The 26,377-nt window shown below is 38.6% G+C and carries 16 protein-coding genes and 1 tRNA gene; 13 read left to right on the top strand and 4 right to left on the bottom strand.

Annotation, left to right across the window (positions count from 1 at the left end):
- Positions 1-29 precede the first annotated feature (29 nt).
- On the bottom strand, positions 30-2,684 hold the full coding sequence (locus MB14_RS17270; protein WP_165899476.1) for an ATP-binding protein: 2,655 nt from the start codon (positions 2,682-2,684) through the stop codon (positions 30-32).
- Between the two features lie 504 nt (positions 2,685-3,188).
- A tRNA-Glu gene (locus MB14_RS17265) sits at positions 3,189-3,260 on the bottom strand.
- Positions 3,261-3,437: 177 nt separating this feature from the next.
- On the opposite strand from MB14_RS17265, the gene gap reads away from it, so the two are divergent.
- Positions 3,438-4,430, top strand: a complete 993-nt coding sequence (gene gap, locus MB14_RS17260; protein WP_053223173.1) for a type I glyceraldehyde-3-phosphate dehydrogenase — start codon at positions 3,438-3,440, stop codon at positions 4,428-4,430.
- A gap of 515 nt (positions 4,431-4,945) precedes the next feature.
- Here gap and MB14_RS17255 read toward each other — a convergent pair.
- Positions 4,946-7,504: a M14 family metallopeptidase gene (locus tag MB14_RS17255; protein WP_062593841.1), complete on the bottom strand. Its 2,559-nt coding sequence runs from the start codon at positions 7,502-7,504 to the stop codon at positions 4,946-4,948.
- Positions 7,505-8,260: 756 nt separating this feature from the next.
- Positions 8,261-10,861 (bottom strand): BamA/TamA family outer membrane protein, encoded by a 2,601-nt coding sequence (locus MB14_RS17250; protein ID WP_062593839.1) that lies wholly within the window; start codon positions 10,859-10,861, stop codon positions 8,261-8,263.
- 186 nt (positions 10,862-11,047) lie between these two features.
- On the opposite strand from MB14_RS17250, the gene MB14_RS17245 reads away from it, so the two are divergent.
- The 12 genes from MB14_RS17245 to gldC all read left to right on the top strand — a co-directional run bounded on the left by MB14_RS17245 (position 11,048) and on the right by gldC (position 26,352).
- Positions 11,048-12,220, top strand: coding sequence for a Pycsar system effector family protein (locus tag MB14_RS17245; protein WP_062593838.1), 1,173 nt, complete (start codon positions 11,048-11,050; stop codon positions 12,218-12,220).
- Positions 12,221-12,393: 173 nt separating this feature from the next.
- Positions 12,394-16,686, top strand: coding sequence for a DNA polymerase III subunit alpha (gene dnaE / locus MB14_RS17240; RefSeq protein ID WP_062593836.1), 4,293 nt, complete (start codon positions 12,394-12,396; stop codon positions 16,684-16,686).
- A gap of 139 nt (positions 16,687-16,825) precedes the next feature.
- Positions 16,826-17,152: a thioredoxin gene (gene trxA, locus MB14_RS17235; RefSeq protein ID WP_053223160.1), complete on the top strand. Its 327-nt coding sequence runs from the start codon at positions 16,826-16,828 to the stop codon at positions 17,150-17,152.
- 161 nt (positions 17,153-17,313) lie between these two features.
- Complete coding sequence (locus tag MB14_RS17230; protein ID WP_062593833.1) at positions 17,314-18,150, top strand: LytTR family DNA-binding domain-containing protein; 837 nt, start codon at positions 17,314-17,316, stop codon at positions 18,148-18,150.
- A gap of 61 nt (positions 18,151-18,211) precedes the next feature.
- Positions 18,212-19,375: a dioxygenase family protein gene (locus tag MB14_RS17225; RefSeq protein ID WP_062593831.1), complete on the top strand. Its 1,164-nt coding sequence runs from the start codon at positions 18,212-18,214 to the stop codon at positions 19,373-19,375.
- Between the two features lie 362 nt (positions 19,376-19,737).
- Positions 19,738-21,549 carry a sensor histidine kinase gene (locus MB14_RS17220; protein ID WP_062593829.1) on the top strand — a complete coding sequence of 604 codons (1,812 nt, stop codon included), beginning with the start codon at positions 19,738-19,740 and terminating at the stop codon, positions 21,547-21,549.
- On the top strand, positions 21,546-22,004 hold the full coding sequence (locus tag MB14_RS17215; RefSeq protein WP_062593827.1) for a response regulator: 459 nt from the start codon (positions 21,546-21,548) through the stop codon (positions 22,002-22,004). Before MB14_RS17220 ends, MB14_RS17215 begins: the two co-directional genes overlap by 4 nt.
- A gap of 10 nt (positions 22,005-22,014) precedes the next feature.
- Positions 22,015-23,493 (top strand): hybrid sensor histidine kinase/response regulator, encoded by a 1,479-nt coding sequence (locus MB14_RS17210; protein WP_062593825.1) that lies wholly within the window; start codon positions 22,015-22,017, stop codon positions 23,491-23,493.
- Positions 23,494-23,586: 93 nt separating this feature from the next.
- Positions 23,587-24,510 (top strand): ribose-phosphate pyrophosphokinase, encoded by a 924-nt coding sequence (locus tag MB14_RS17205; RefSeq protein WP_375596899.1) that lies wholly within the window; start codon positions 23,587-23,589, stop codon positions 24,508-24,510.
- A gap of 12 nt (positions 24,511-24,522) precedes the next feature.
- Positions 24,523-25,152, top strand: coding sequence for a 50S ribosomal protein L25/general stress protein Ctc (locus MB14_RS17200; protein WP_062593821.1), 630 nt, complete (start codon positions 24,523-24,525; stop codon positions 25,150-25,152).
- A gap of 100 nt (positions 25,153-25,252) precedes the next feature.
- Positions 25,253-25,813: an aminoacyl-tRNA hydrolase gene (gene pth, locus MB14_RS17195; RefSeq protein ID WP_062593819.1), complete on the top strand. Its 561-nt coding sequence runs from the start codon at positions 25,253-25,255 to the stop codon at positions 25,811-25,813.
- 194 nt (positions 25,814-26,007) lie between these two features.
- Positions 26,008-26,352 (top strand): gliding motility protein GldC, encoded by a 345-nt coding sequence (gldC, locus tag MB14_RS17190; RefSeq protein WP_062593817.1) that lies wholly within the window; start codon positions 26,008-26,010, stop codon positions 26,350-26,352.
- Positions 26,353-26,377: the final 25 nt, after the last annotated feature.

Raw genomic sequence — 26,377 nt, 5'->3', positions numbered from 1 at the left:
TGAAATTAAATATACTTAAGAAGATAATATCAATCGATGCTTTTACTCGTGTATTCCGAAGGTATAATGCCATATTCCTTCTGAAAAACCTTAGAAAAATAGGAGAGATTTTCAAAACCCACTTTATAAGCAACTTCACCTACAGAGTGTGAGTTTGACCTAAGCAAACTAGCTGCTTTTTGCAGTCTAAACTTCCGAAGATATTCATTGGGTGAATAATTACTAATGCCCTTAAGTTTTCTGCGCATCTGCGTATCACTCATTTTCAATGAGGCAGCAATATCGCTTACAGTCAAATCTGAATTGGAAAAGTTCTCTTCCAAATAATTTTTCAAGGAGTCTAAAAATTGTTTTTCTTTTGAGTCTACTCTAATTTCATTGGGTTTTAGGTCTACCAATTCCCTTGCATAAATTTGCTGAAGTTTTTTTCTATTAACTCCCAACGCGTGAATTATACTCTTTAATTCACGTGTATCGAAAGGCTTAGTTAGATAGTTGTCTATCCCTAGTTCATAACTTGCAATCTTGCTATTAACAGATGTTTTAGCCGTTAGCATCAAAATGGGCACATGACTGGTTTCGAGCTGACTCTTAATGATTTTACTAAATTCAAGACCATCCATATTGGGCATCATGGCATCACAAATGATAATGTCAGGCACTTCCTTGCTGGCTATTGCTAAGCCCTCAACTCCATCGCGCGCCAACAGGATGTCGTAGTCGTCTGCCAGAAGCAACTGAATATACTCCCGCATATCATCGTTATCCTCGACAATAAGTAAAATTTCTTTACCCACTTCCGACACACTTTCTTCTTCAATCTTTACTTCTTCTTGAATTTCAGGAATGGAAGGAATAATAATCGCCTCTTCAGAACTTATCTGATTGCCCCAGTGATTTCGGTCAATTGGTAGCTCGATATAAAAAGTCGTGCTTTGTTTTTGTTTACTTTCTACCCTAACCTCTCCCTTTAAGACATTTACCAATTCTTTAACCAAAGCCAAACCGATACCTGTACCCTCGCTGCTTGCGTTTTTGCCTTGATAAAACCGCTCAAAAATATGCGGCAGGTGTTCATCGTCAATTCCATTACCGCTATTAGTTATACTTAAATTTAACCGATTCGGATTATTCAAATAACCTACCTTGACTAAAATATGGCCATCTTCTGGTGTAAACTTAAGTGCATTAGACATCAGGTTGTTGATGATTTTCACAAGCATTCTTTGATCGTAAAAGCCTTCGAACTCAGCTTCACTTTCTTCTATTTTTAGTGTGATTTTTTTTGATTCTGCCAATGAAGAGAATGATAAAACGAGTAACCGTAAATGAGCAGCAATATCTCCTTTGATTATTTCTGGCTTCATTTTCTTTGCTTCAAGTTTATGGATATCCAAAAGCTCATTCACCAAGTTTTTCAGCTTAGAAAGGTTGTTAGTGAGTAAGGTTACAAATTTTTCTTGTGGATATTTTTTACTCAGTTCGTGTGCTGGTCCATACATTAAGGTTAAAGGCGTTCTTAGTTCATGAGATATGTTGGTAAAAAAGCTTGTTTTTAATTCATCAAGTTCTTTCAGCCTTTTGTTCTGTTCTGCTTCTAAAATTAACCGCTGGTGAACATTAATTTTTTTACTCTCAATTTGCTTAAACACTTTACCCAAGCAAACAATGAATACAATAATTTCAGCTACAAACAAGAGGAATGCCAACAGAAAAATACCATTGAAATTCAATTCTGTAAGTACCCGAAGCATAATCAACATATTACTTACCATTACAAGCATGAGCGGTATAGAGTAGTATTTCTGTATGGGCCATTTTCTTAGAATAAAGTAGCCGTAAAGACTCAAGGTGTACACCCCACTCAGCACCGAAAACCACATTCCTAATTTTAGCCAATACCATTGATAATCAGCTATAAGTATCATATTCGTTGAAAGACTAAGCCCCGCAATAGTTAAACCTAAGCGCTTTATCCAAATAGATACTTTCCCCATTTGTAATGTACCTAGCGCAAAGAGAAGCACACAAAAAGGAGAAAGGGTATAAAAGAAGTGGTCGATCTTCTGGATAATAAGCGGATCATTTGAAAACACAGGCCCTATTACATTGGCCAAGCCCCAGAACCCGAGTGTACGGATGAACATTACAATAGAATATGCTCTAAAAAAGCGATCTTGGACCACGAAAAAGCTAATGATACCAATCAATAGTAAACGAAAGATCAGCAAGCCATTTGTAAAAGCATCAATACCAAGGTCTGAAATCAAATAGGAGTGATAGTCGCTTGACCTCATCAAAACTATTTCTCCATAATGCCCTCGCTTACTTTCAAGTCGTAGATAAATAGTTTTATCTACACCTTTGGGTAATTCAAATGAAAATGTAGGCTCTTGAGAAACAAAGAAAAACACTTTAGGATCAGCCAAGTTTGACACCTGTTGATTACTCACTTGACCATCCTCAGGTGAGTATTCATAGAAAATAAGCTCTTCGACTACAGGGTTATTCCAAATAAGGTTCCATTGATCAGTTTCTTGGTTCTTATTAGAAAAATCAAGTTTGATCCAAAAGACACTATTAGTAAATGGGAAATTAAAATCAGACTTACTGTTTAATCTAAACTTTTGTTGACTCACTTCTTGAATATCCATAGAGGCTGTTGAGTCTTCAAAAATTTGCATTTGAGCAGATATATTATTTGCCCCCTCGACCAGGGCACCTATATTAATAATTTGAGCCTGACTGGCATGCTGAATCAGCAAAAAAAGCAACAAAAACAGAACCCTCAAGGGTGCACTCGCATAGGAAAAAACAGTTCTCATTTTATCGGTAGTCTCTCAACTCAAAAATGAATATTTATATTCTATTATCAACCCATATTGCACTTGAATTCAAACAGAATTCTATAAGTAATTAATTTTCAGACACATGATTTAGTCGATCTAGTTCTATTGTAGTATTATTATCGTTCTTCAATATGCATTTCAAAGAAAAGAGCCAGTCTATGGCGCGGTGACGAAATGGCATAAAAAGGCCATCCAAAATCGAACATTTTGAAGTAGTATGTAGGAGAACAATTCGTTAAGAATTTTTCCAGTGAAAGAATTTAGAATTGGGCAAGTTTGTCGGGCGTGCTCCCCGTAGGATGGTAAAAAAAAGCTCAACCTAAGTTGAGCTTTTTGAAGTAGTCCGTAGGGGAATCGAACCCCTGTTGCTGAGATGAAAACCCAGTGTCCTAACCCCTAGACGAACGGACCATTTTTTTTCGTGGTGCAAATATAGTAGTCCATTTTAATTCCAAAAATATTTTTTGCGAAAAAATTAGATCATTTTGACGGAACTATGTGCAACTTCACTCGATTGTATTGGATATAGCAGAAGGCTTAGTTACCTTTGCAGCACTTTTTAGAATCACATAAATTAACTTTCTAGATATGTCTAAAACCAAAGTAGCGATCAACGGCTTCGGAAGGATCGGAAGATTGACTTTCAAAGTATTGTTGGCCAAAGAAAACATCGAAGTTGTAGCGATCAATGACTTAACTGACACAGCAACTTTAGCCCACCTTTTAAAGTACGATTCAGTTCATGGAAAATTCGATGGAACTGTAACTTCTACTAAAGATGGTATTGTAGTTAATGGCAAAGAAATCAAAATCTATGCTGAAAGAGAACCTGCGAACCTCCCTTGGGGCGAACTAGGCGTTGATGTTGTTCTTGAGTCTACTGGTAGATTTGTGGACGAAGAAGGCGCAGGCGGCCACTTAAAAGCTGGCGCTAGAAAAGTAGTTATTTCTGCTCCTGCAAAAGGTAACATTCCAACTGTTGTTTTGGGTGTTAACGAAGACAGCATGACGGGTGAAGAAACTATTCTTTCAAACGCATCATGTACTACAAACTGCTTGGCTCCTATGGCCAAAGTTTTAGATGATAATTTTGGAATTGTACACGGTTATATCTCAACTGTTCACGCTTACACTTCTGATCAGCGTATTCAAGATGCCCCTCACTCTGATTTGAGAAGAGCAAGAGCTGGTGCAGTATCTATCATCCCTACCTCTACTGGAGCTGCAAAAGCAGTGGGCTTGGTATTGCCTCACCTAAAAGGAAAATTAGACGGTATCGCTTTGCGTGTTCCAATTCCTGATGGTTCATTAACAGACCTTACTGTGGTATTGAAAAGAGAAGTGACTAAAGAAGAAGTAAACGCTGCAATGAAAGCTGCGGCTGAAGGCCCAATGAAAGGCATTCTTGAGTACACTGAAGATCCAATCGTTTCTATTGATATCGTTGGAAATCCTCACTCAAACATTTTTGATTCTCAACTTACTTCAGCGCAAGGAACACTTGTTAAAGTGGTAGGTTGGTACGACAACGAGGCGGGTTACTCTAATAGAGCTGCTGACTTGATCGAGAAAATCGGTTAAGCCTCTTTATAATATTGATGAGAAGGGTTGGACAAATGTTCAACCCTTTTTTATTTTCAAAAATCTAAGTTTAAAGGAAACTTTTATTTCCAAAATCTGTTTAAGTACTCAAATGACAACCCCGAGTCGCTATAAAATGGGATGCACAGTAGCACAATGATGACAACCTAAGTCTTTAAAACAGGAACTGAAACCGCTCTTAACCGAGGGGTTATTTTTTTGCCCTTAAGACCATAGCCTATGGCCAAATTAATAATGATGATTATTTAACATAAAGAGTCTTATTTTCCTTTCCTGGCTCCGAGACTTCGGAGGAAGGATCTAATTGTCTTGATTTGCGTGATGCTGTTTCTAGTTCCTTCGTTTTACTCAGAATCAAAAACAGTGTGCATTCAATTATCTTTAGTTTATATCTGTCCGATTGTTAACTCAAAATCTTAAGAGGAAAAGGGCATAAAAAAGCCCCACCAATTCGGAATGAACGGCAGGGCTTTACATAAAGCTAAACTACTAACTTATTTTTTGTTCATTTTAATCGACTTCTTTTCAGCTCCCATATATATAGAGTTGAAGATCAATTTATAAGTTCCTCTAGGCTGGCCACGGAATTGCGGCCCAAAACCAAACAATACCAAATCACCATTACCGTAGTTTACATTGAGCATTGCCGATGTGTTGGCTAGGTATTTATCTTCGCCCATGGCCCAGCCACTCATAAGTAAATCTTTAGAGGCATAACGAGCTACTTCCTCAATGCCTTCGGCCCCATCGTTAATCTTAAACGCACGTCCATTATCAAACGAAGCAGCTACCTGAGATTGCATACCAAATGCAAGCGGATGATCCGTCATAATATCGGTTCTGATTAGCGAACCTGGAATAAAGAATTCTGAAGACTTAAGCTCTCTTAACACATTTGTTACTGGTAGCTTAAACTCATCAATGGCAAAATTACTTGCATCATCAAAGAATATAATAGCTCCGCCATTTTTAGCATACGCATCTAGTTTAGCTAAACCATCTTCGCCAATTCCACCTCTTAAGTTCTCTGGCATTCTATTCGAACCGTTCATGATTCCACGAGGACTCTGAGAAGGCATAATGATAGCACTGTACTGAGACAGGTCAGAATTTTTAATTTCGGCATTATGAAGAGTATCTAAATCGAATTCAAATTGTTCGAACATCCAACGGCTCCAACCTTCATCCATATTGGCTTGCCAAGATTTGTAAATACCAATTTTAACCTTATTCAATTCAGCAGTTTCTACGCTTGGTTTTTTATCAATACCATTGAAATTAAGCCCCATTTCGGCACTAATCTCTTTTACCTTATCGTCTAAACCTCTTTTGCTTCGAACTAAAACAGATCCTGCTTCCATGCCGTCTGTGGCTTCTTTAATTATGCTCACAGTATACCCTGCTTTTTGCAAACGGTTAATGGCTTTCGCACTCAAGTTATCCTTATTAGAGAATACATATCCGTATTTTCCATTCCCTGAAACAGTACCCGCCACTGGCTTAAGTTTTTCTGTAATATCTGATGTAGAAGCACTGAAATTCTCTGTAATACGATCTACAGTTACCCCCATTTGCATAGGAAGCGTCCATCCGGCTAAATCATACGGTGGCATTGGCGGCCCACCTGGGTATTGGAATTGATCTGGATATACTTGCTTCTCCATTAAGTCGGCCAAATAAGGACGGAAAGACTGCGCACCGTAAAAAATCACAGAACCAGCTTCATAGCTTTTTCCATTTACACTAAATGCACTTGTTGCCATTTTTGCCTCTAAACCACCTTGCATTAAAATGTTGGTAAGGTTGATTGCCTCACTCGGATTCCACTGATCTTTAGGAATTACATAAGCAAAAGCACCTTCTTTATCTTCGATCGCATCGCGACCCATACTATAGATATTCCAAAGGAATTCATCTTTTTTATCGGCAGCTAAATCAAGTACAGCCATTGACGATTCAAGCATATAATCAACCGCCATTCTAAAAGTCATTGTTCCTCCTTTATAAGGGTAAGGGTAGAAAATCTCGGTAGCATTGGCTGGCTTACCTCCTACTACTGATGGCATTCTGTCTTCTGGATATTCTGTTGGTGTAGGAGTTGGCTGAGCAGTTTCCGTTAAAATACCAATTTGGTTATGATAATATGGAGTAGTTCTCATACCACCATTCCAGAACATACTAAATGAAGTATGTGCAATTGCACCTGGCATTTTTTTCATGGCAAAACGATTGGCCATGGCAGTACCAACTAAGTTAACCCCTGTAGTAATTCCTGGGTGAATTTTCTGATTTACGGGGCTACGGAAAGGAGGAATAAAAATCATTGCTCCTCTTGGGGCCGTTTGGTGATGGTTATGCACAATTTGCGGATACCACTGGTTATAAAGCACGGTGGTTACTGCCTTAGTTTCAGGCATATTGTTCATGAACCAATCACGGTTGTTATCGTGACCAACATATTTTTGATACAAAATTGGAGGGCTAGAGCTCTCATAAGGTGTGCCTAAAGTTTTTCTATACCAATCTACCACAATATCAACACCGTCAGGGTTAATTACAGGCACTACTAGTGTAATTACATTGTCTCTAATTTTCTGCATTTCTTCCGACTCCTCAGAAGCAATTCTCCACATTAGTTCAGAGGTCATTTGAGCATGCGCTCTTTCTGTAGCGTGCATTCCACCGTCAAACCAAACAATGGCTTTACCCTCTTTTGATAGCTTTCTTGCCTCGGCTTCAGAAATTTCTGCTCTCGAAAGCTTCTCACTGATTTCTCTCCATTGCTCCAACTTTTTCATGTTCTCTTCACTAGAAATAAACACGAGTTTCATCGGACGCCCCATTACGGATTTTCCTATTTCGATCATTTGAACGCGATCGGTAGAGGCGGCTAGTTTATCATAGTATTCCAGCATTTGGTCATAGTCGGCCAATTTATAATCGGCACCTACTTCATGACCGAAGGTTTCCCTTGGGTGAGGGATTTTCTGTGCACTCAAAGAAAAGCACGCCAGAAATAGCAAAGCGAATAGTATTTTAATTGATCTCTTCATCTTTTGATATTAAGGTTTGGCTGAATATACCACTAAAGCACAAGCCTTATGCCTCCAAATCTGTTAAGCTAAGGATATTTGAAATGAGTGGGGAATTATTGGTTTAAGGGAATTGGTTATTGGTGAGCAGTTATTAGGAATTAGTTAAGAGTTATCAGTTATCAGGCGTACGCAACCGCAGCCCTCTCGTTCACCGTAATTCTGAGGGGGAGTATTTCGCGATAGAGAAATAACCGACCGTGAGAACCTGTTCACCTCACTGGTCTTTGCGCTTCGTTGAGACCAACCACTGATTCAAATGGTTAAAACCATTACCCAAAATAACCCATTCAAATAGCCCACGGTTTAAACCGTGGGCTATAAAGCACAAAGCTTCCAAGAACCGTTTCAACGGTTTAAATTTCATAAAACACAAAAGGAAATTATTGAAATGCGCTTTTATATCGGGTGATTGTAGGGAGTCGCAGCGAGACGCAACGACTAGTGAACCGAGGAGTACTTTCCTCCTTCGCGTTTCTTCGTGTTCTTTGCGGTTTAATGACTTCTTTCTGTGTTGCTGAAAAAGATCCCTACGGGAGTGACTGAGCAGCAAGCTTATTTGGTGAAATCAAATCATTAGTGCAAATATCAAAGCTAAGTCATGCTGTAAGCATCCTTTTCAGGTGTGTAGGTCATACGTTCTTAGAAAGTCTCCACTACTAGCGATAACCCTATGACTACCTCAGTGCTCTTGTGACGAAATTCTCACCAACTTTACTAAAAGAAGAAACCCATATTAACATAAAATGCCCCTTTGCGATCTGGAGTAATACCGTACTGAGCGGTAAGTACTATGTATTCATAGAAATGAAGAAAGGCTCCGCCACCATAGGTAGTGGTAAAACTGGTGCTTTCTTCTACTTCATCGGCCCAAACTTTACCATTATCTACAAAACCCAACACCCCAAAGTCGCCATTAAGAACAACGTTTTTAATTTTAGCCAAGCTTACTCGGGCTTCTGTATTCTGATAGACACTTCCTTTTCCTGCAAAACGGGTTCTTCTAAAACCCCTTAGGTTGGTTTGACCTCCGAGGAAATTAGATTGATGAAAAAGGTAATCTCCTACATTTTCACTTACACCAAAACGTGTAGCAAGGGTCAATCTAAATGGCAGCTTTGGAGTATAGTACAAAGAAACATCTGTACTTAAGCGTGCAAAGTTCACATCATCACCATCAATTTCATTAAGATACGAAGCCTCTGCATTCCATCGAATTCCTTTTGTGGGATTGAAAGGATGGTCTACATAATTCAATTCAGCAAACATTTTACCGCCAAGCATTCGCTTGCTAAAGGTGTTTAAAAATTGAGCTCCAATTTGATTTTCAAGAATAGTATTCGGTTGCTCCTCAACATCAGCGTATTCGTACATAGGGCCTATGCCGAACGAAAACATTTTACCGAAACGCTTAACTAATGGGGTTGACACATGAATGTTGCTTAGTCGCACACGGTAATAGTCTAAATTTTGGGTAAACTCTGAATCATTTCCTTGACCAAAATAATTAAAAGCAAATTTTGGATTATGCCCCCAAGCGTTTATTTCCAAATCCCAATTGTGAGCAAATAGCGAATAGAATTTAGCCTCAGTTTTTAAATTAAAACCTTTCGTTTTAGTGGAAAAATTTCCTTCTACTTTGAGTGAAGCCTGAGGAGCTCTACGAAAACCAAACCGTTCCATGTAAACTCCGGCTCCCAAAAACAACCCATCATCTGGGTTTAACTCAAAAGAAAGCCTTGGGCCAAAGTAGTCATACTCAAAATCATCACGGTTAAACTCATTCACCCATGGGTTGTTTGACGTTACCGTGCTGGTTTCTTTACTTCGTTTAACTTCGCTTATCTCCTCTGGATTGTCGTAAATTTTTGTCTTATGACTCCAACCTTTTACTCTCGATTCATCTTCAAATGTATCTGTTCCTTCTCCGCCTACGATTCTTACTTTAATGCTTTTATCTACTTCTCCCTCAATTCTAAATTCATCGTCTCCACCTAGCCCATAAAGCCATAACTCTTTAGTTACTTGAGAAGAAAAAGTGCGGGAATAAATCTTCTTTTCTAGTTCATCATCGCTATTAATTTTAAACACCTCCACTTTTACCGAGTCATTTTCCACCCGATTTACCTCAAACCTTTCATGCTTATTGCTTCCAACTATTCGTACAAACTTGGATAAGAAGAGGTAATAATCTTCTGCGTATTTATCTAATTCATTTCTTCTAGAAATCAGTTTTTTTTCAATATCCTGAGCGGAAAAAGAATACACTTCAGATGGTAAATCCTGCATGGCTTGATGGATGATTTCGTCTGTTAATTCTCTCTGAATATCTTTAGCAATCTCTATCCAATCTTTCTTTTCTAACCTTGTTAAAAGATTGCGGTCTACATGCCTTCCCGCAAAATTAATATCCCTTATGTTTTCTATTTCATAAGTAAAATGCGACAATTCGCGCTTGCCTGAGGGACGTTTAATTAAAGAAGGCAACAGTCCATCCATTAAAACAAAGGCTTGGTCTCTATCTCTCGGAACCGCTTCAAAGCGAGAACCCTTGTCTTCATTTTCGAATTCTGCCCAGCGCCATTGATCCCAGTGGCGATCCCAATCACCAATAAGCATATCAAATAGGCGCGATTTGGCCAATTGGCGTTCGTCTACAAAGTTGTCATTGTCTTCATACAAATGCTCAAACAGCTTGTCTGTACCTACAATATTTTTACTATTGCCAAACCTCTCATAGTTTGAAAGGTCTTCGTCTGGCCGTATTTCTGCCATAAATAGTGCATCACCAAATTCCTCAAGAAAATCCTCATAGCCGGGTATATTAGTTGACTTTCTTACATATAGTATTTCAGGCTTGGTATGGTAAACCCCTACCGCATCAGCCATTTTTGGAATGGCCATAAAGGCATAAGGATGTGCCGATGAAATTTGGTCTTTAAGAATATTATGAAGCCATGTTCCTCTTAAAGCCTCTGGCAATACTTTATATGGGTATTTATCTAAACTTCTAAGATTATACTGAATACCATTTTCCGCCAGAAGCCTTAAGGATTTGGTTTGATAGCCGCCCCCTATTTGAAGTACCTCCACTCCTCCCTTAAATAAGGTTGGTTGGAATACGGGGACGTTAATAGGAGTTGCCCATTCTTTTCTATAATGGTCTCCCCATAAAAATCTCCATAGACCATCTCTTTCATAATAATCAGAGTTAGGTATGGCTGTTTGATAATTTACAGTATCCTTTTTGGTCTGAGCCTTGGTTGTATAACTCAATAGAACCAGAAGTATAAGACAGGTTAATTTGGTTGTGTTCATACTTCAGCTTTGGCAAAACTCCATCCAAACGCCAGAAACACATAAAATCATCATGCTTCTATAATTTCGGGGAATTTTCTGCACAAGATCAATTATAAAACATGTAGAATTTATTACTCACTATTGCACTAAAACCGCTTTTTCTAGCAACCCCAGATATGGTATGCTTTTGGTAAATCAACTGGCATGACAACTCAACCAAACATAATTGACCAAGCCATAGATTTTGTTACCGAACTCTACAGATCTACGCATAAAAAAGAAGTGGTTTATTACACACTACCAAACACTCTATCCTTTCACTCAGAAGCCATGGAGATTGCTGAGCAAGAAGAGTTTAAAGACACACTAAATTTAGAAATTGCCTCTTTATTTTTCCATACTCAGTTTTGGAATAAAAAAAATCCAGAAGTCAGTCGAAACACTCATCTGCACGACTTTATAAAAGCTCATAAAGCAAAACTAGATGAACAAAAAATTCAAGCCTTAATGGATTCTATCCATAGTAATAGCGAAGGGAAATCTTTAGAGGAATCTATTCTATACGATGCCCATTATAGCTACCTAGGAAAAAAGAATTTTACCCGTAATCTCTACTTAAAAGCTAAAGATGAAGATAACCAACCTTCGGTTATAGAATTGCATCAAAAAAAGATTCGATTTATGATTGATCATAATTATCGAACATCATATGCCATTCGCGAATTTGCCGAACGAAAATCAAAAAACATATATAAGCTACAAACCATTGCAGACAAATGGATTTCTAAAAAGAACAAAGACAAAAGAAAGGATAGAAAACTCGGACGTGGAATTGACACCATGTACAAGTCGATTTATCGCAACCATATAAATTTAAGTGCCATAGCCGATGGAAAAGCCAACTTAATCATCAGTGTAAACACAATTATTCTTTCCGTCATTATTACCCTTGCCGGTACTGGTTATACTTTTTTCGATACTGGATTTTTCAAGTACGCCAGATTTACGGTACCTATTATTATTCTTCTAATTTGTTCCTTAACAGCTGTAATATTTGCCATACTTTCGGCAAGACCCAACGTAACCAAAAAGCGAGTAAACCGAGAAAGATTGCTAGCCAAAAAGAGCAGTATACTTTTCTTTGGAAATTTTGCTACAGTAGAGCTCCAAGACTTTGTTCGTGAAATGGGCGTATTTCGCCAAGAGCAAACCCGTCTTTATGATAGCATGTCCGTAGACATTTATCAATTAGGTATAGTACTTCATCGAAAATACAGACTCGTTCAAATTTCATACAATGTATTTATGATAGGCTTAGCAGTAAGCGTACTGTCGTTTCTAGGGATTTTCATTTATTCTGAGTTTCAAATTCAATAATTGGCATTTTAAATAGTTGAACTCTCTATCATCAAACACCTGCTAAACCAATCATAAGAGAAGGAAATACGACACGTTAATCAAATCACAATTTCCTTCTCTCCCTTTCCATCATTTTCTGTACTTTAGTCTATTATTTCCGATCGAAAAATCGTCATTCCGACTAACAGCCTATGTACCTGATATTTGATACCGAAACCACTGGTTTACCTAAAAACTATAACGCTCCGGTAAGTGATTTAGAGAACTGGCCCCGATTGGTTCAGCTCGCTTGGCAGCTGCACGATGGTTACGGAAAACTGATTTCAGCTCAAAATTTTATTGTAAAGCCCGATGGCTTCACCATCCCTTATAACTCTCAGCAAATCCATGGCATTTCTACGGAAAGAGCAATGGAGGAAGGTCACGACCTTAATGAGGTTCTAAAAGCTTTCACGGAAGACCTCAACAAAACCAAAATTGCAGTTGGGCATAATATTGAGTTCGATTTAAATATTGTTGGAGCAGAATACCTACGTACCGAACAAGACAATAAGCTCGAAGGTGTAGAAAATATTGACACCAAAAACGTAGCTACAGACTTCTGTGCTATTCCGGGTGGGAAAGGCGGGAAGTTCAAATGGCCAACCCTTACAGAACTACACTTTAAACTCTTCGGGAAAGGCTTTGACGATGCCCACGATGCAGCATATGATGTTGATGCCACTGCACGCTGTTTCTTTGGTTTGTTAGAACACAGCGTAGTTCCTCCCTTGGAAGGCATTCGTTTATCAGAAATTAAATACGAAGCCCCAGAACTTGATGCCGCCAATTTTGCAAAAACAGATGAGCAAGAAAGTGCAGGTGGTATTGGCAAAATCGACAAAGAAACGCTTTCCGATCTAAAGGAAGTTCCTTTTTCACACTTACACTGTCATTCACAGTTTTCCATTTTGCAGGCCACTTCCGAACTCACCGCTATGGTGAATACGGCCAAGGAAATGGGTATGCCCGCCATAGCAATGACGGATCATGGAAACATGATGGGCGCATTTACTTTTGTAAAAGCAGCATTGGCAGCTGGCATTACTCCAATTGTAGGCTGTGAATTTAACATCTGTACCGACAGAAGTAATAAAAAACTGCAAGACAATGGTAACCAAAGCGTACTGTTAGCCAAAAACAAAAAAGGTTACCATAACTTGGTCAAGCTGGCTTCAATTGCCTATACCGAAGGTTTTTACTACCTGCCCAGAATTGATAAAAACGATTTAGCAAAGTACAAAGGCGATTTAATTGCAACAACAGGTGGACTTTGGGGTGAAGTGCCCTACCTCATTCTGAATGTAGGCGAAACCCAAGCAGAAGAAGCTTTTGTTTGGTGGAAAGAACAGTTTGGCGATGATTTCTATGCTGAAATCAACCGACATGGCATTCCAGAAGAAGACCACGTTAACCAGATTTTACTCCAGTTCTGTAAGAAGTACAGTGTAAAATACATAGCTTCGAACAACACCTACTACACTAAAAAAGACCAAGCCGTAGCACACGATATTCTTCTTTGCGTTAAAGATGCTGAATCGGTAAGTAAGCCTAAAAAATATATAGGGAAACGCGGAAGAGAATTCCGTTATGGTTTCCCGAACGATGAATTCTACATCAAGTCGCCTGAAGAGATGAAAAAACTCTTCACCGATCTGCCAGAAGCCATTTCGAACACCAACGAAATCGTTGAAAAAATAGAATCTTACAAACTCGAGCGCGATGTACTGCTTCCCAAGTTTGACATTCCTCAGGAATTCATTTCAGCAGAAGACGAAGCAGATGGTGGCAAACGTGGTGAAAATGCCTTTTTGCGCCACCTCACTTATGAAGGTGCCAAAAAGCGCTATGGTGAAATCACCGAAGAAATTAGAGAGCGATTAGACTTTGAACTGGAAACCATTGCTAATACGGGTTACCCCGGTTATTTCCTCATTGTTCAGGATTTCACCAATAAGGCCAGAGAAATGGACGTATCCGTTGGGCCTGGCAGGGGTTCGGCAGCGGGTTCGGCAGTGGCCTATTGCATTGGAATTACAAATGTGGATCCTATTAAGTACGATCTCCTTTTTGAGCGTTTCCTAAATCCAGATAGGGTTTCACTTCCCGATATTGATATTGATTTTGATGATGAAGGTCGTCAAAAGGTAATTGACTATGTAATTAATAAATACGGAAAGAATCAGGTAGCCCAAATCATTACCTACGGTAGTATGGCGGCCAAATCTTCCATTCGAGATACGGCTAGGGTGATGGAACTTCCATTGTCTGATGCCGATAGAATTGCCAAGTTGGTGCCCGATACTTCTCTGGCCAAACTGTTTGCTTTTAGCGAAAAAGAATTAAAGGACAAACTGAAAGGAGATCAGGTGGCCTTGGCTCAAGAGCTAATCAAGATTTCGCATGGCACGGACGAGCTAGCCAGAGTGCTCAACCAAGCTAGAGTACTTGAAGGCTCAGTTCGAAACACAGGAATTCACGCATGTGGAGTAATTATTACGCCAGACGACATTACCAATTTTGCACCTGTGGCATTGGCCAAAGATTCGGACATGTGGTGTACCCAGTTCGATAATGCTGTGGTAGAAAATGCGGGCTTGCTCAAAATGGATTTCTTGGGTCTAAAAACCCTCACCTTGATTAAAGATGCAGTTAAAAACGTAAAAGAGCGACACGGTATTGATCTGATTCCGGATGATTTTCCTTTGGATGACGAACTTACTTACGGGCTTTTCCAACGTGGAGAAACGGTTGGCATTTTCCAATACGAATCCAATGGAATGCAGAAGTACTTACGCGACCTCAAACCCACCGCTTTTGCCGATTTAATTGCCATGAACGCCCTATACCGACCAGGGCCGCTAGAATACATTCCTTCCTTCGTTAGAAGAAAACACGGTGACGAAGAAATCACCTACGATTTGGAAGACATGAAGGAATACCTTGAGGAAACTTACGGTATTACGGTCTATCAAGAGCAAGTGATGTTGCTTTCGCAAAAGCTGGCCGGTTTTACCAAAGGTGAGGCCGATGTTTTGCGTAAGGCCATGGGTAAGAAAAACCGACAATTGCTAGATCAGTTGAAACCTAAATTCGTGGGTCAGGCGGTTGAAAAAGGTCATGCAGCTGATAAACTAGAAAAAATCTGGAAGGATTGGGAAGCCTTTGCTTCTTACGCCTTTAACAAATCGCACTCTACTTGTTACGCTTATGTGGCTTTTCAAACGGCCTATTTAAAAGCGCATTACCCTGCTGAATACATGGCTTCGGTACTCAGCAACAACATGAACGACATTAAACAGGTCACTTTCTTTATGGAAGAATGCCAGCGCATGGGTATTCCTGTTTTGGGGCCAGATGTCAACGAATCGAACTACAAGTTTACGGTAAACGCCAAAGGAGAAATTCGCTTTGGAATGGGAGCCATCAAAGGCGTTGGTGAAGCCGCCATAGAATCGATTATTGCTGAAAGGAAAGAGAACGGCCCCTATTCTAACATTTTCGAGTTTGCTGAAAGAGTAAACCTAAGAGCCGTAAATAAAAAGAACTGCGAATCGCTGGCCATGGCGGGTGGTTTCGACTGCTTTAAAGATTACCACAGACGACAGTATTTATACGCGCCTGAAAATGAACAAACACTTCTAGAAAAGGTAATTCGCTACGCCAATGCCAAACAAGCAGAAAAAGATGCAGCGCAGGTGTCGCTCTTTGGTGGGGATAGCAATGTGGCCACGCCTCTACCAAGCGTAGCAGTTTGCGAGCCTTTCAGCGAAATGGAAAAACTGAAAATTGAAAAAGATGTAGTAGGTTTCTACATTTCAGGTCATCCACTTAACCAGTTTGAGGTAGAGCTTGAAAGTTTCTGTAAACCCATTTCCGATATCAAGAAATTTCCTAACCAAGACATTTCCATTGGCGGCATTGTAAGTGGAGTTAGAAATGGGCAAACCAAGAACGGAAAGCCATTTGCCATTCTTAGTATGGAAGATTATAACAGTTCGGTTGAGCTCTTCTTGATGGGTGAAAAATACATGAATCACGCACAATATTTAAGACCAGGAGAGTTTCTATTCATTACAGGAAGAGTGGAATTGAACTGGCGTAAAAAAAATGAAATCAGGGATAATCCACACATCACCCCTACTCCCGAAGATTGGGAATTACAAGTGGCTGCCATTTCTCTTTTAAGTGAATTGAGGGAAAAAAGAGCAAAAGGAATCAAGGTGAGTATTAACGCCAGAGATGTAGATCAAGCGATGATCGATACGATTATGCAACTGGCAAAAGAGCATGAAGGAAATACAGATTTGAGAATTCAATTGGTAGAAAAATCTGAGAACCTAAGTGTAGAACTTTTAAGCAGAAAAGTAAAAGTAGACCCCAATAGTAACCTGATTAGAACACTAAAAAAACTGGCCAATTCTGCTCATTTAATCACGAATTAATGGGTTTTAATAAAATCAGACAATACTCTATTTACAATAACAATGAGGGTTGCTTTGGTTTTGGCTGTCAAATTGAACTTTTTAATTAGTTTTGTTGTCAACCTGCAACAATAGAAATAAGGAACTTAATAAATATATAATGGCAAAAGCAATTGAAATTACAGACGCTAACTTTGATGAGTTAGTATTAAAATCAGACAAACCAGTATTGGTAGATTTTTGGGCAGCATGGTGTGGCCCTTGTAGAATGGTAGGCCCGGTTGTGGAAGAAATCGCAGGTGAATACGAAGGAAAAGCCGTAGTTGGTAAAGTAGATGTTGATGCTAACCCAGGTATTTCTGCAAAATACGGTATCCGTTCTATCCCGTCTTTACTTTACTTCAAAGGTGGTGAGCAAGTAGACGGTGTTGTAGGTGCTGTTCCTAAAGGAACTTTAACTTCTAAATTAGAAGCTACTTTGGCTTAATTGACCATACATCTTAAAAATATACTCAAAGGCTGCACGAAAGTGTGGCCTTTTTTGTGTTCAATCTGCTACAAAAACGCACCTAAATCACTAACTTAAGATAGTAAATCATTTACTTCGGTTATTCCGTAAAGAGAAAGCAAGTAGTTCAAGCGATTAAAATGATTCGTACATTCTCAAAGCATATTCAGCAAAACACAAAACTATACTTAGGTTTTGGTGTATTGACGCTGGTTCTTTTGGTAGGTCTAGGGCAAGATTTTATTGAATCGGAATTACAAGATTACAGTTTCTACATCAACGAATCGCTCCTTTTCAATTCGTTTTGGGTGTTGTTTTTACCGCTTTCATTTTCCCAACTGAAAGGGTTGAGTGCCTTTCGAACAGAAAAAACATTCAAGAGTTTGTCTATCATTATTGGTTCAATCATACTCGCCAGCGCAATTCACTTTCTTCTCTTTCCGTTAATTGTGAATTTAGTTTCGGCTCAATTCTTTTCTCACACATATGGATTCAGTCGTACTCTGTCTTATGCTTTGTCCGAACATTTATATGCTGGCCTAGCCATCTACTCATTAGTTGCTGTTTATCATTACAGTAGAATGGCGGCAACTCCTGCTGTTCCAGAAACCTTAGAATCACCAACTTACACCAAAACCATTTCCGTAAGCTTGGCAAACGAAACCTCTTTATTAAATGTAAGTGAGATACAAACCATTGAAGCCGCCAGCCCTTACGTAAAGTTGATCACTTCAAAAGGAAATTTTCTTCAGAGTGAAACACTAAAGTCCATGGCTGAAAAATTAGATCCATCGGTATTTGTTCGGATTCATAAATCCACGATCATAAACATGAATGAAGTAGTCTCCTATAAATCAAGACTAAATGGAGATTATGACATTATGCTCAACAACGGTTCTTCAACAAGAATGAGCAGGAATTACAGCCAAACATTTAAAGCCTTACTCAACACTCCTCAGGTTAGCTTAAAAAATTAACAGGACAGCCCATTCGATTTGACAAACCTTCATTTCCGAAGCTTATTGCTAGAAAAAAGTCATGCTTCGAAAACTGTATTACCATCCAATTCTGCTTATCACTTTTCTTTTCAACTGCAAAGCGCAGTCTCACCAACGAATAGGTGGGCCGTTTGAAAATGCTGAGTTTATGTACATCGGAATGCCAAAACACATCCCATCCATTGACACGAGTCCGGGATGGATGGAGGAAGGCCAGAAATTATTAATCACCGGAACCATATACAAGAAAGACGGAGTCACCCCTGCTCCAAACGTTATTGTTTACTATTATCAAACCGATACAAAGGGGGCTTATGCAAACAGAAAGTACCTCGATCAAAAGGTAGCAAGACATGGCTATATCCGTAGTTGGGTAAAGTCTGACGAAAATGGAAAATACGCGATTTATACTGTCCGTCCCGCTGCCTACCCAAACCGTGATGATCCAGCGCATATTCACCCTTCGATTAAAGAACCAAACGATATTAATGAATACTATATCGATGCCTTTGTTTTTGACGATGATCCATTGTTAACTAGCGAAAAGAGAAAGGCAATGGAAAACCGTGGTGGCAGTGGTGTATTGCGTCTTTTGCAAAAGGGTGACTTACAAATTGCAGAACACAACATTATTCTTGGGTTGAATATTCCGAATTATCCAGTAGCCAATAATAAGCAAGAGGCCTCTTCTGGAAGAAATATTGGTGAGGATGTGATTTCATTCACTCCATATCATGCTTGGGGGCCAGATCGCGGTACTAAAACCTGCCCAATTTGTAAGTATGGACGCTATCAAGGGGTGTTATATTTTGTAGGAAAGAACACTAATTGGGAAGAAGTGAGTAAATGGTTGATCTACTTAGAAAGAGAAAGTTTCGAAAGACAGAAATACCTCAAGGTATATTTTGTTTATGGAAATGAATTAAATGAAAGCAATCATAAACTAATTACACATTTGGAGAACATTGGCAGAACACTGAACCTACAAAAAATAGCACTCACTTTTGTCCCCTCCTTTTCAGGTAAAGCCTCAGAAATCGACATGAATAAAATCAACCCCGAAGTTGAAAACACTTTCATTATTTACAAGCAAAGTAATATTGTTGCTAAGTTTATTAACCTAACTCCTACCCAAAAAAACCTAAGCCTATTTTCGAAAAAGCTAGATGATACCAAAGGTGATTTTTTCCATATAAATCGTTAGCGTGCTCTACCGTACCCTGGTTCAATATATAAAGCAGAACAAAGGCCAGCACTCAAAATATTGAATTCATAAAGTGAAAGCATTTTTCAAAACTTAATTCATGGAATTAGGTTAATTCAATAATGCCCATGATGACCGCTTACAATTGATAGGACTATACCATTTATCAAATTCGCAATGCTTTTGTTCTAGACAATTATTTTTATTTCGTGAAAATACTATCTTTGAAAAAGCTTTTCTAAACCATCTTGTTCCGCTGAACAGAAGAGAAGCGAGTTTTAATCTAATGGCAGTAATTTAAGTTACACCAATTTTTTGCCACTTGTTTTCGAGCAAGAGAGCAAATTAATATCTCGCTTTCGATGAATAAAAACACATATAAAATAGGTCTTATCATAGCTATAGTAGTGCTGGTTAGCATTGCCTACTCTTCCTATCGTACTTTTAAGGCCTATGACAATGATTCTTCTTGGGTAGTTCATACTGCCAGAGTAAAGGCCACGGTCGAAAGTTTAAGTGTTCACCCCAGAGATATTTCCAACAACATTAGAAACTCTGCAATTAACAGAACTCCAATTGACAGCAGTTTGGTACTGAGCAAATCCAGTCAAATGAAAAAAGAGCTGGGTTTGCTTGATAGCCTTGTTATTGACAATGCGAAGCAGACAAGTAACATGGTTGAAATGAGAAGGCTGATTGAGCAATATGCAAATTTTAGCGATAGCTTAGTTAAGCTGATGAGTACCAATGGGGGTGGTTTTGATTATAATCTCCTACGCATGATTGCTAACGAACAAACCATGCTCGACAGCATTTTAAATCAAGCTGATGTATTAAAACATGAGGAAAACAGATTACTAGATGCCCGCACACAAGAGCGAACACAATCACGTACTCTTACCCCAATAACAATACTATTATTGACCTTAGTAGCGCTTGCGGTAATCACATTTTTATTCATTATCACATTTAATCTTTCTGATAAAAACACCCAGGCTAACAAGGAACTAAAATCTAAAGTAAATGAACTGAATGAAGAGATAGAGGAAAGAAGTTACCTACAAGAGCTCCTCACCAATATCCTCAACAGTTCACTTAATGGAATTATGGCTTTTGAATCCATAAGAAATGATGAAGGCAAGATTATAGACTTTCAGTTTGAAGTAGTTAATGAGGGTGCCGCTAATATAACTGGTGTTAGTAAAGAGAAGCTAATCAACACCACCCTGCTTAAAGAGTTTCCTGGCAATAAAGAGTCAGGATTATTTGACGCCTATGTACAAGTAGTTGAAACTGGTGAAAATTACCATACTACGAATCATTACGAATATGAAGACCTTAATACTTGGTTTGATATTGTTGCAGTTAAAAATGGTGACGGTTTCGTAGTTACCTTCACAGATATAACCCAGCAAAAAAATCATGAACAAGAACTATTATTAAATCAGCAAGAGCTTGAATCTACAAACCATAACTTAGAGCAATTTGCTTATATCGCTTCTCACGATTTACAAGAGCCATTAAGAAAAATAAGGACATTTGGCGACCGATTAAGAGGAAGGCTAAGTGATAAATTGGATGAAAGAGGAAATGATTACTTGAATCGAATGCAGAACGCAGCTGAGCGTATGCAAACACTGATCGATGACCTTCTAAAATTCTCTAGAGTATCTAGTGCCGACAGAGAGTTTGCAGCAGTAGATTTAAATGCTATTCTAAATGCTGTTAAAATCGACCTAGATTACCAGATTTCGAAAAACAATACCATTATTGAAAGTCAAGAACTACCAACTATTTCAGGTGATGCAATTCAACTCAATCAACTATTTCAGAACCTAATTTCTAATGCAATAAAATATTCAAAACCAGATATCTCTCCTAAAATCGAAATTTCAGTAGAATCAAGTGAAGAGTGCCTAATGGAAGGCATGCCTAAAACTGACTGCTGGAAAATTCATTTTAAGGATAATGGAATCGGTTTTGACCCTCAATACAAAGATCAGATTTTCATCATTTTCAAAAGGCTACACGGGCGTACAGAATATACTGGCACCGGGATTGGCCTAGCCCTTTGTGAAAAAGTAGTAACTAATCACGGAGGTTTGCTTTACGCTGAATCTGAATTAGGAAAAGGATCAATATTTACAATTATTTTACCCAAAGAAGAATTATGAGCCCTAGCACCAATTTAAACCCCATAAGCATATTAATGGCTGATGACGATCCAGATGATCAGTTAATGGCAAAAGAAGCCTTTGAAGAAAATAGAATGGCCAACGACCTCAACTTTGTTCAAGATGGGGAAGAATTAATGGATTATTTACAACACAGAGGAAAATACAATGCGCAAAACGCACCTAAACCTGGATTGATTTTATTGGATTTGAACATGCCAAAAAAAGATGGCAGAACAGCCCTAAAAGAAATTAAAGCTGATCCAAAACTTAAAAGAATTCCAATTGTTGTATTAACCACAAGTAAGTCCGATGAAGACGTGTTCAAAACTTATGATTTGGGGGTTTCTTCATTCATTACCAAACCTGTAACCTTTGAAGAATTAGTTGAAGTCACTAAGGACATCGGTAAATACTGGTTCGGAATTGTAGTTTTACCACGAGACAACGAATAGCCCTTAACCTATGACCAGCCAACCAATTCGAATTTTATTGGTAGACGATGACGAGGATGACTTTGTATTGACGAAGGATATTCTAGATGAAATTGAAAGATTTCCCTATCAGCTCACCTGGGAGCCCAGCTATAGCAAAGCCATCAGTAAGATAAACGAAAACGCCTTCGATATTTGCTTGATTGACTTCCGATTGGGCGAAAATGATGGCATTAGTATTATTAGTAATGCTGTTAAGAATGAAATCCAGTTTCCTTTTATACTATTAACAGGTAAAGGAGACAAAGAGATTGACTTAAGAGCAATGAATGAAGGAGCCGCTGATTACTTAGTTAAAGGTGAAATCACACCTCAACTAATGGAAAGAAGCATTCGTTACGCTCTTAATCATAATAAAGCCATAAAACAGGTAAAAGAAGGGGAACGAAAGTTTAAACAACTTTTTGAGCGTTCAATAGATGCAATTTATATATGCGATTGCAACCATAACTTACTGGAAGCTAACCCCTCATTGGAAAAACTCTTAGGTTATAAAAGTGAAGAAATCTCAGGGATGAATATGAAAGACTTATTTCTTCACCCTGCTGATTTTGAACGGTTCACACGATTACTATCTTCTAAAAATCAAATTAAAAGCCTAGAAGCTATTTTTCTAGCAAAAGATAATCGCAAATTAATTTGCCAGCTAAACGCGGTAGTAAGAACTGACTTTAGTAAAAACTCAATTGGTTTTCAGGGGATTTTAAGAGATATAACACTGCTTAAAAAAGCAGAACGCGATTTATTGATGGCAGAAAAGTTATCGGTCACTGGTAAAATTGCGCGTAGTGTAGCTCATGAGGTAAGAAACCCCCTTACGAATATACAGTTAGCTATTTCTCAAATGCGTGATGAAGTAACGGAAGACGATTCGGAAATGGCATTTATGATTGATATGGTGGATAGAAATGCTGGCCGTATCAATCAATTAATAACGGAAATGCTCAACTCCTCTAAGCCTAAAAGCCTTCAGAAAGAAGAGCTCTCAATGAATGAACTCATCAACGAGTCAATTGAGTTGGTGAAAGACAGGTTTATTCTTAAAGGGATGAAACTGGTTCAAAATTTTGACCCAGAATTAGAAAAATTACTCGTTGATAAAGAGCAAATTAAGGTAGTTTTAATTAACCTCATGATCAATGCCTTAGAGGCTATGGAAGAGAATAAAGGTGTACTACATGTTAGCACCATAGACTTAGATGATTCCATAGAGGTAAGCATCACAGACAATGGGTCAGGTATATCAAAGGAGGATATAAAAAAGCTTTTCGACCTGTTTTACACCAAAAAATCAGGAGGAATGGGCTTAGGACTCACCTCTACATTAACCATAGTTCAAAGCCACGGAGGTTCAATAGACGTATCTAGCAAGCTAAATGAAGGAACAACCTTTACAGTATCTTTACCTAAAGATTCACCCGCTTCGGTTGAAAATTTAGAAGATGAGTAGAAAACTAAAAATGATCTAAAGCTATAGCACTGTTTTTAACATAAATCTTTTTACTTTTGCGGTTCAATTTTCAAAGCCCAAAAGCCTAAGATCATGGATAACCAACTATTTGCCGGAACTGAGTCAGCTTATCTTGGAAAGATGATTGCCGAATTCTACGGTAAGTCATTGGGTTCCATTGAGATTCAAAAATTCAGTGACGGAGAAATTGCACCTTACTATACTGAATCAGTAAGAGGTAATAGAGTGTTTTTAATTCAGTCTACCATTCCTCCTTCTGACAATCTATTTGAGCTGTGCTTAATGATTGATGCGGCTAAAAGAGCAAGTGCTTATAAAGCCATTGCCGTAATTCCATATTTCGGATACGCTCGTCAGGATAGAAAAGACAAGCCAAGAGTAGCTATAGGTGCTAAATTAGTTGCCAATATTCTTACCGCTGCTGGTGCAGATAGAATCATGACTTGTGATTTACATGCAGGTCAAATTCAAGGTTTCTTCGACATCCCAGTAGATCATTTAGATGGAGCAGCAGTATTTGTTCCTTACATCCGAAAATTGAACTTAGACAATCTCCTTTTTGCTTCTCCTGATGTTGGAGGCGTAAAAAGAACTAGAGCCTTTGCGCAGCATTTCAATGCCGAAATGGTGGTAATTGATAAGCACCGCACCAAAGCAAACGAAGTGGCCGAAATGAGAATTATCGGTAACGTAGAAGGTAAAAACGTGATTTTAGTAGATGACCTTGTAGATACAGCAGGCACAATCTGTAAAGCGGCCAAAATCATATTAGATGAAGGCGCCCTTTCAGTAAGAGCGTTCTGTACGCACCCAGTATTATCTGGCAAGGCCTATGAAAATATCAACAATTCTGTTTTAGAAGAATTAGTAGTAACAGACACTATTCCTTTAAGACAAGAGTCAGACAAAATCAAGGTACTCACTGTGGCCGAGCTTTTCGCCAAAGCCATCAAAAGTGTTACCCAAGATGGGTCTATTAGCGAGCTATTTATTTAACAATTATATATTATGAGAAAAGTAGAGATTATAGGGTTTAAAAGAGCAAATCTCGGTAAAACTGAGTCAAAAAGGCTTAGAAACGAAGGACAAGTTCCATGTGTACTTTATGGTGGTGATGATCAGTTGCATTTTTATGCGCCTGCCATTCAGTTCCGTGATGTATTATATACTCCAGAGCCATGTTTCGTAACTTTGAACATTGAAGGCGAACTATTCGAGGCTATCGTTCAAGATTCACAATACCACCCAGTAAGCGACATGCTTTTGCACGTTGACTTCTTACAGCTATTCAAAGGAAAATACATCAAAATGGAAATTCCTGTGAAAATGGAAGGTACAGCTCCAGGTGTAATCAATGGAGGTAGCTTGGTAATTAAAAAACCAAAGTTATTAGTAAAGGCATTACCTAAAGATATGCCAGATTCAATTCCAGTTGACATTTCTAAGTTAAAGCTTGGTAAATCAACTAAAGTTGGCGCATTGAATCCTGAAGGTTTTGAAATCCAAAATAGCCCACTAGTGACTATTGCATCCGTTACAATCCCAAGAGCACTAAGAGGTGCAGGATTAACTGACGATGAAGAAGGTGAAGAAAGTGGAGAAGAAGGTGCTTCTGAAACAGCAGAATCTGCAGAATAAGAATTTCTTGTTTGAAAATATGGAAATCCTGCCTTTTGAAGGCAGGATTTTTTTATTTGCGTACGTATTAAAAATACATACAAATTAAAAAAGCACTAAAATGAAATACCTCATTGTTGGTCTCGGAAACATTGGGCCAGAGTATGAATTAACCAGACATAACATCGGTTTTCTGACTTTAGACAGACTAGCTGATGCAAAAGGAGTTTCCTTTGAGATAAATCGTCTTGCTTACCATGCCGAATTCAAACATAAAGGAAGAACAGTTCATTTAATAAAGCCCACTACTTACATGAACCTTAGTGGTAAGGCAGTCAAATTCTGGATGTCGGAGCTAAAAATCCCTATCGAAAATGTTTTAGTGGTGGTAGACGATCTAGCCATTCCTTTCGCAAAACTGCGAATGCGAGCCAAAGGGTCTAGTGCTGGACACAATGGCCTAAAGAATATTGAAGAGCTATGTGGAGGCCAAAATTACCCACGCCTTAAATTTGGTATTGGTGATGATTTCTCAAAAGGAAGACAGGTAGACTATGTTTTAAGCCCATTTAGCAAAACCGAATTCGAAGAACTTCCGTTTGCCATGGACAAAGCCATAGATATGATCTACTCGTTCTGTACTACTGGGATTTCACAAACCATGACACAGTTCAACGATTAAACCGAAACAAGAAAGTAGAAATCAATGCTAATGGAATAATTATTATTTACCAACAGATAAATACAGTGTTCTACCTAATAGCTGAGAGTTATTGTGTGAAGCATACAAGGTGGCCACATAGTTAAAACTCCTCAAATCAAAATTAAATACATTCTAAACTGTCAAGCCCTATCTTTGGCAAAAAAAATACGCAAATGAAGGAATCAGAAATTAAACTCAGGGTAATATTAGATGATGAAAACATTCCTGAACAAATCTTTTGGGATGCTACCGAAAAAGAAGAAGAAGGTGAAGAAGAGACCAAATCGGTAAGCCTAAACATCTGGGACCACAAAAGCCAAAACACTTTACGAATAGACTTATGGAATAAAGAAATGCCTACTGATGAGATGAAAAGGTTTTATGTTGACTGCCTTGGCGGTTTAGCCCAAAGCATTCTCAACTCAACGGGCGATGAATTTATGTCTACTGCAATGAACAGACTTTGCGATAAACTCGTAAAACACCTCGAAGAAGAAGCCAAAAACGGCAATCAGTAAGAAGTAAACCAAACAAATAACGGTG

Source organism: Roseivirga ehrenbergii (genome assembly GCF_001593005.1).
Lineage (GTDB): Bacteria > Bacteroidota > Bacteroidia > Cytophagales > Cyclobacteriaceae > Roseivirga > Roseivirga ehrenbergii.
This window is presented reverse-complemented; position numbering and strand designations above follow the sequence as displayed.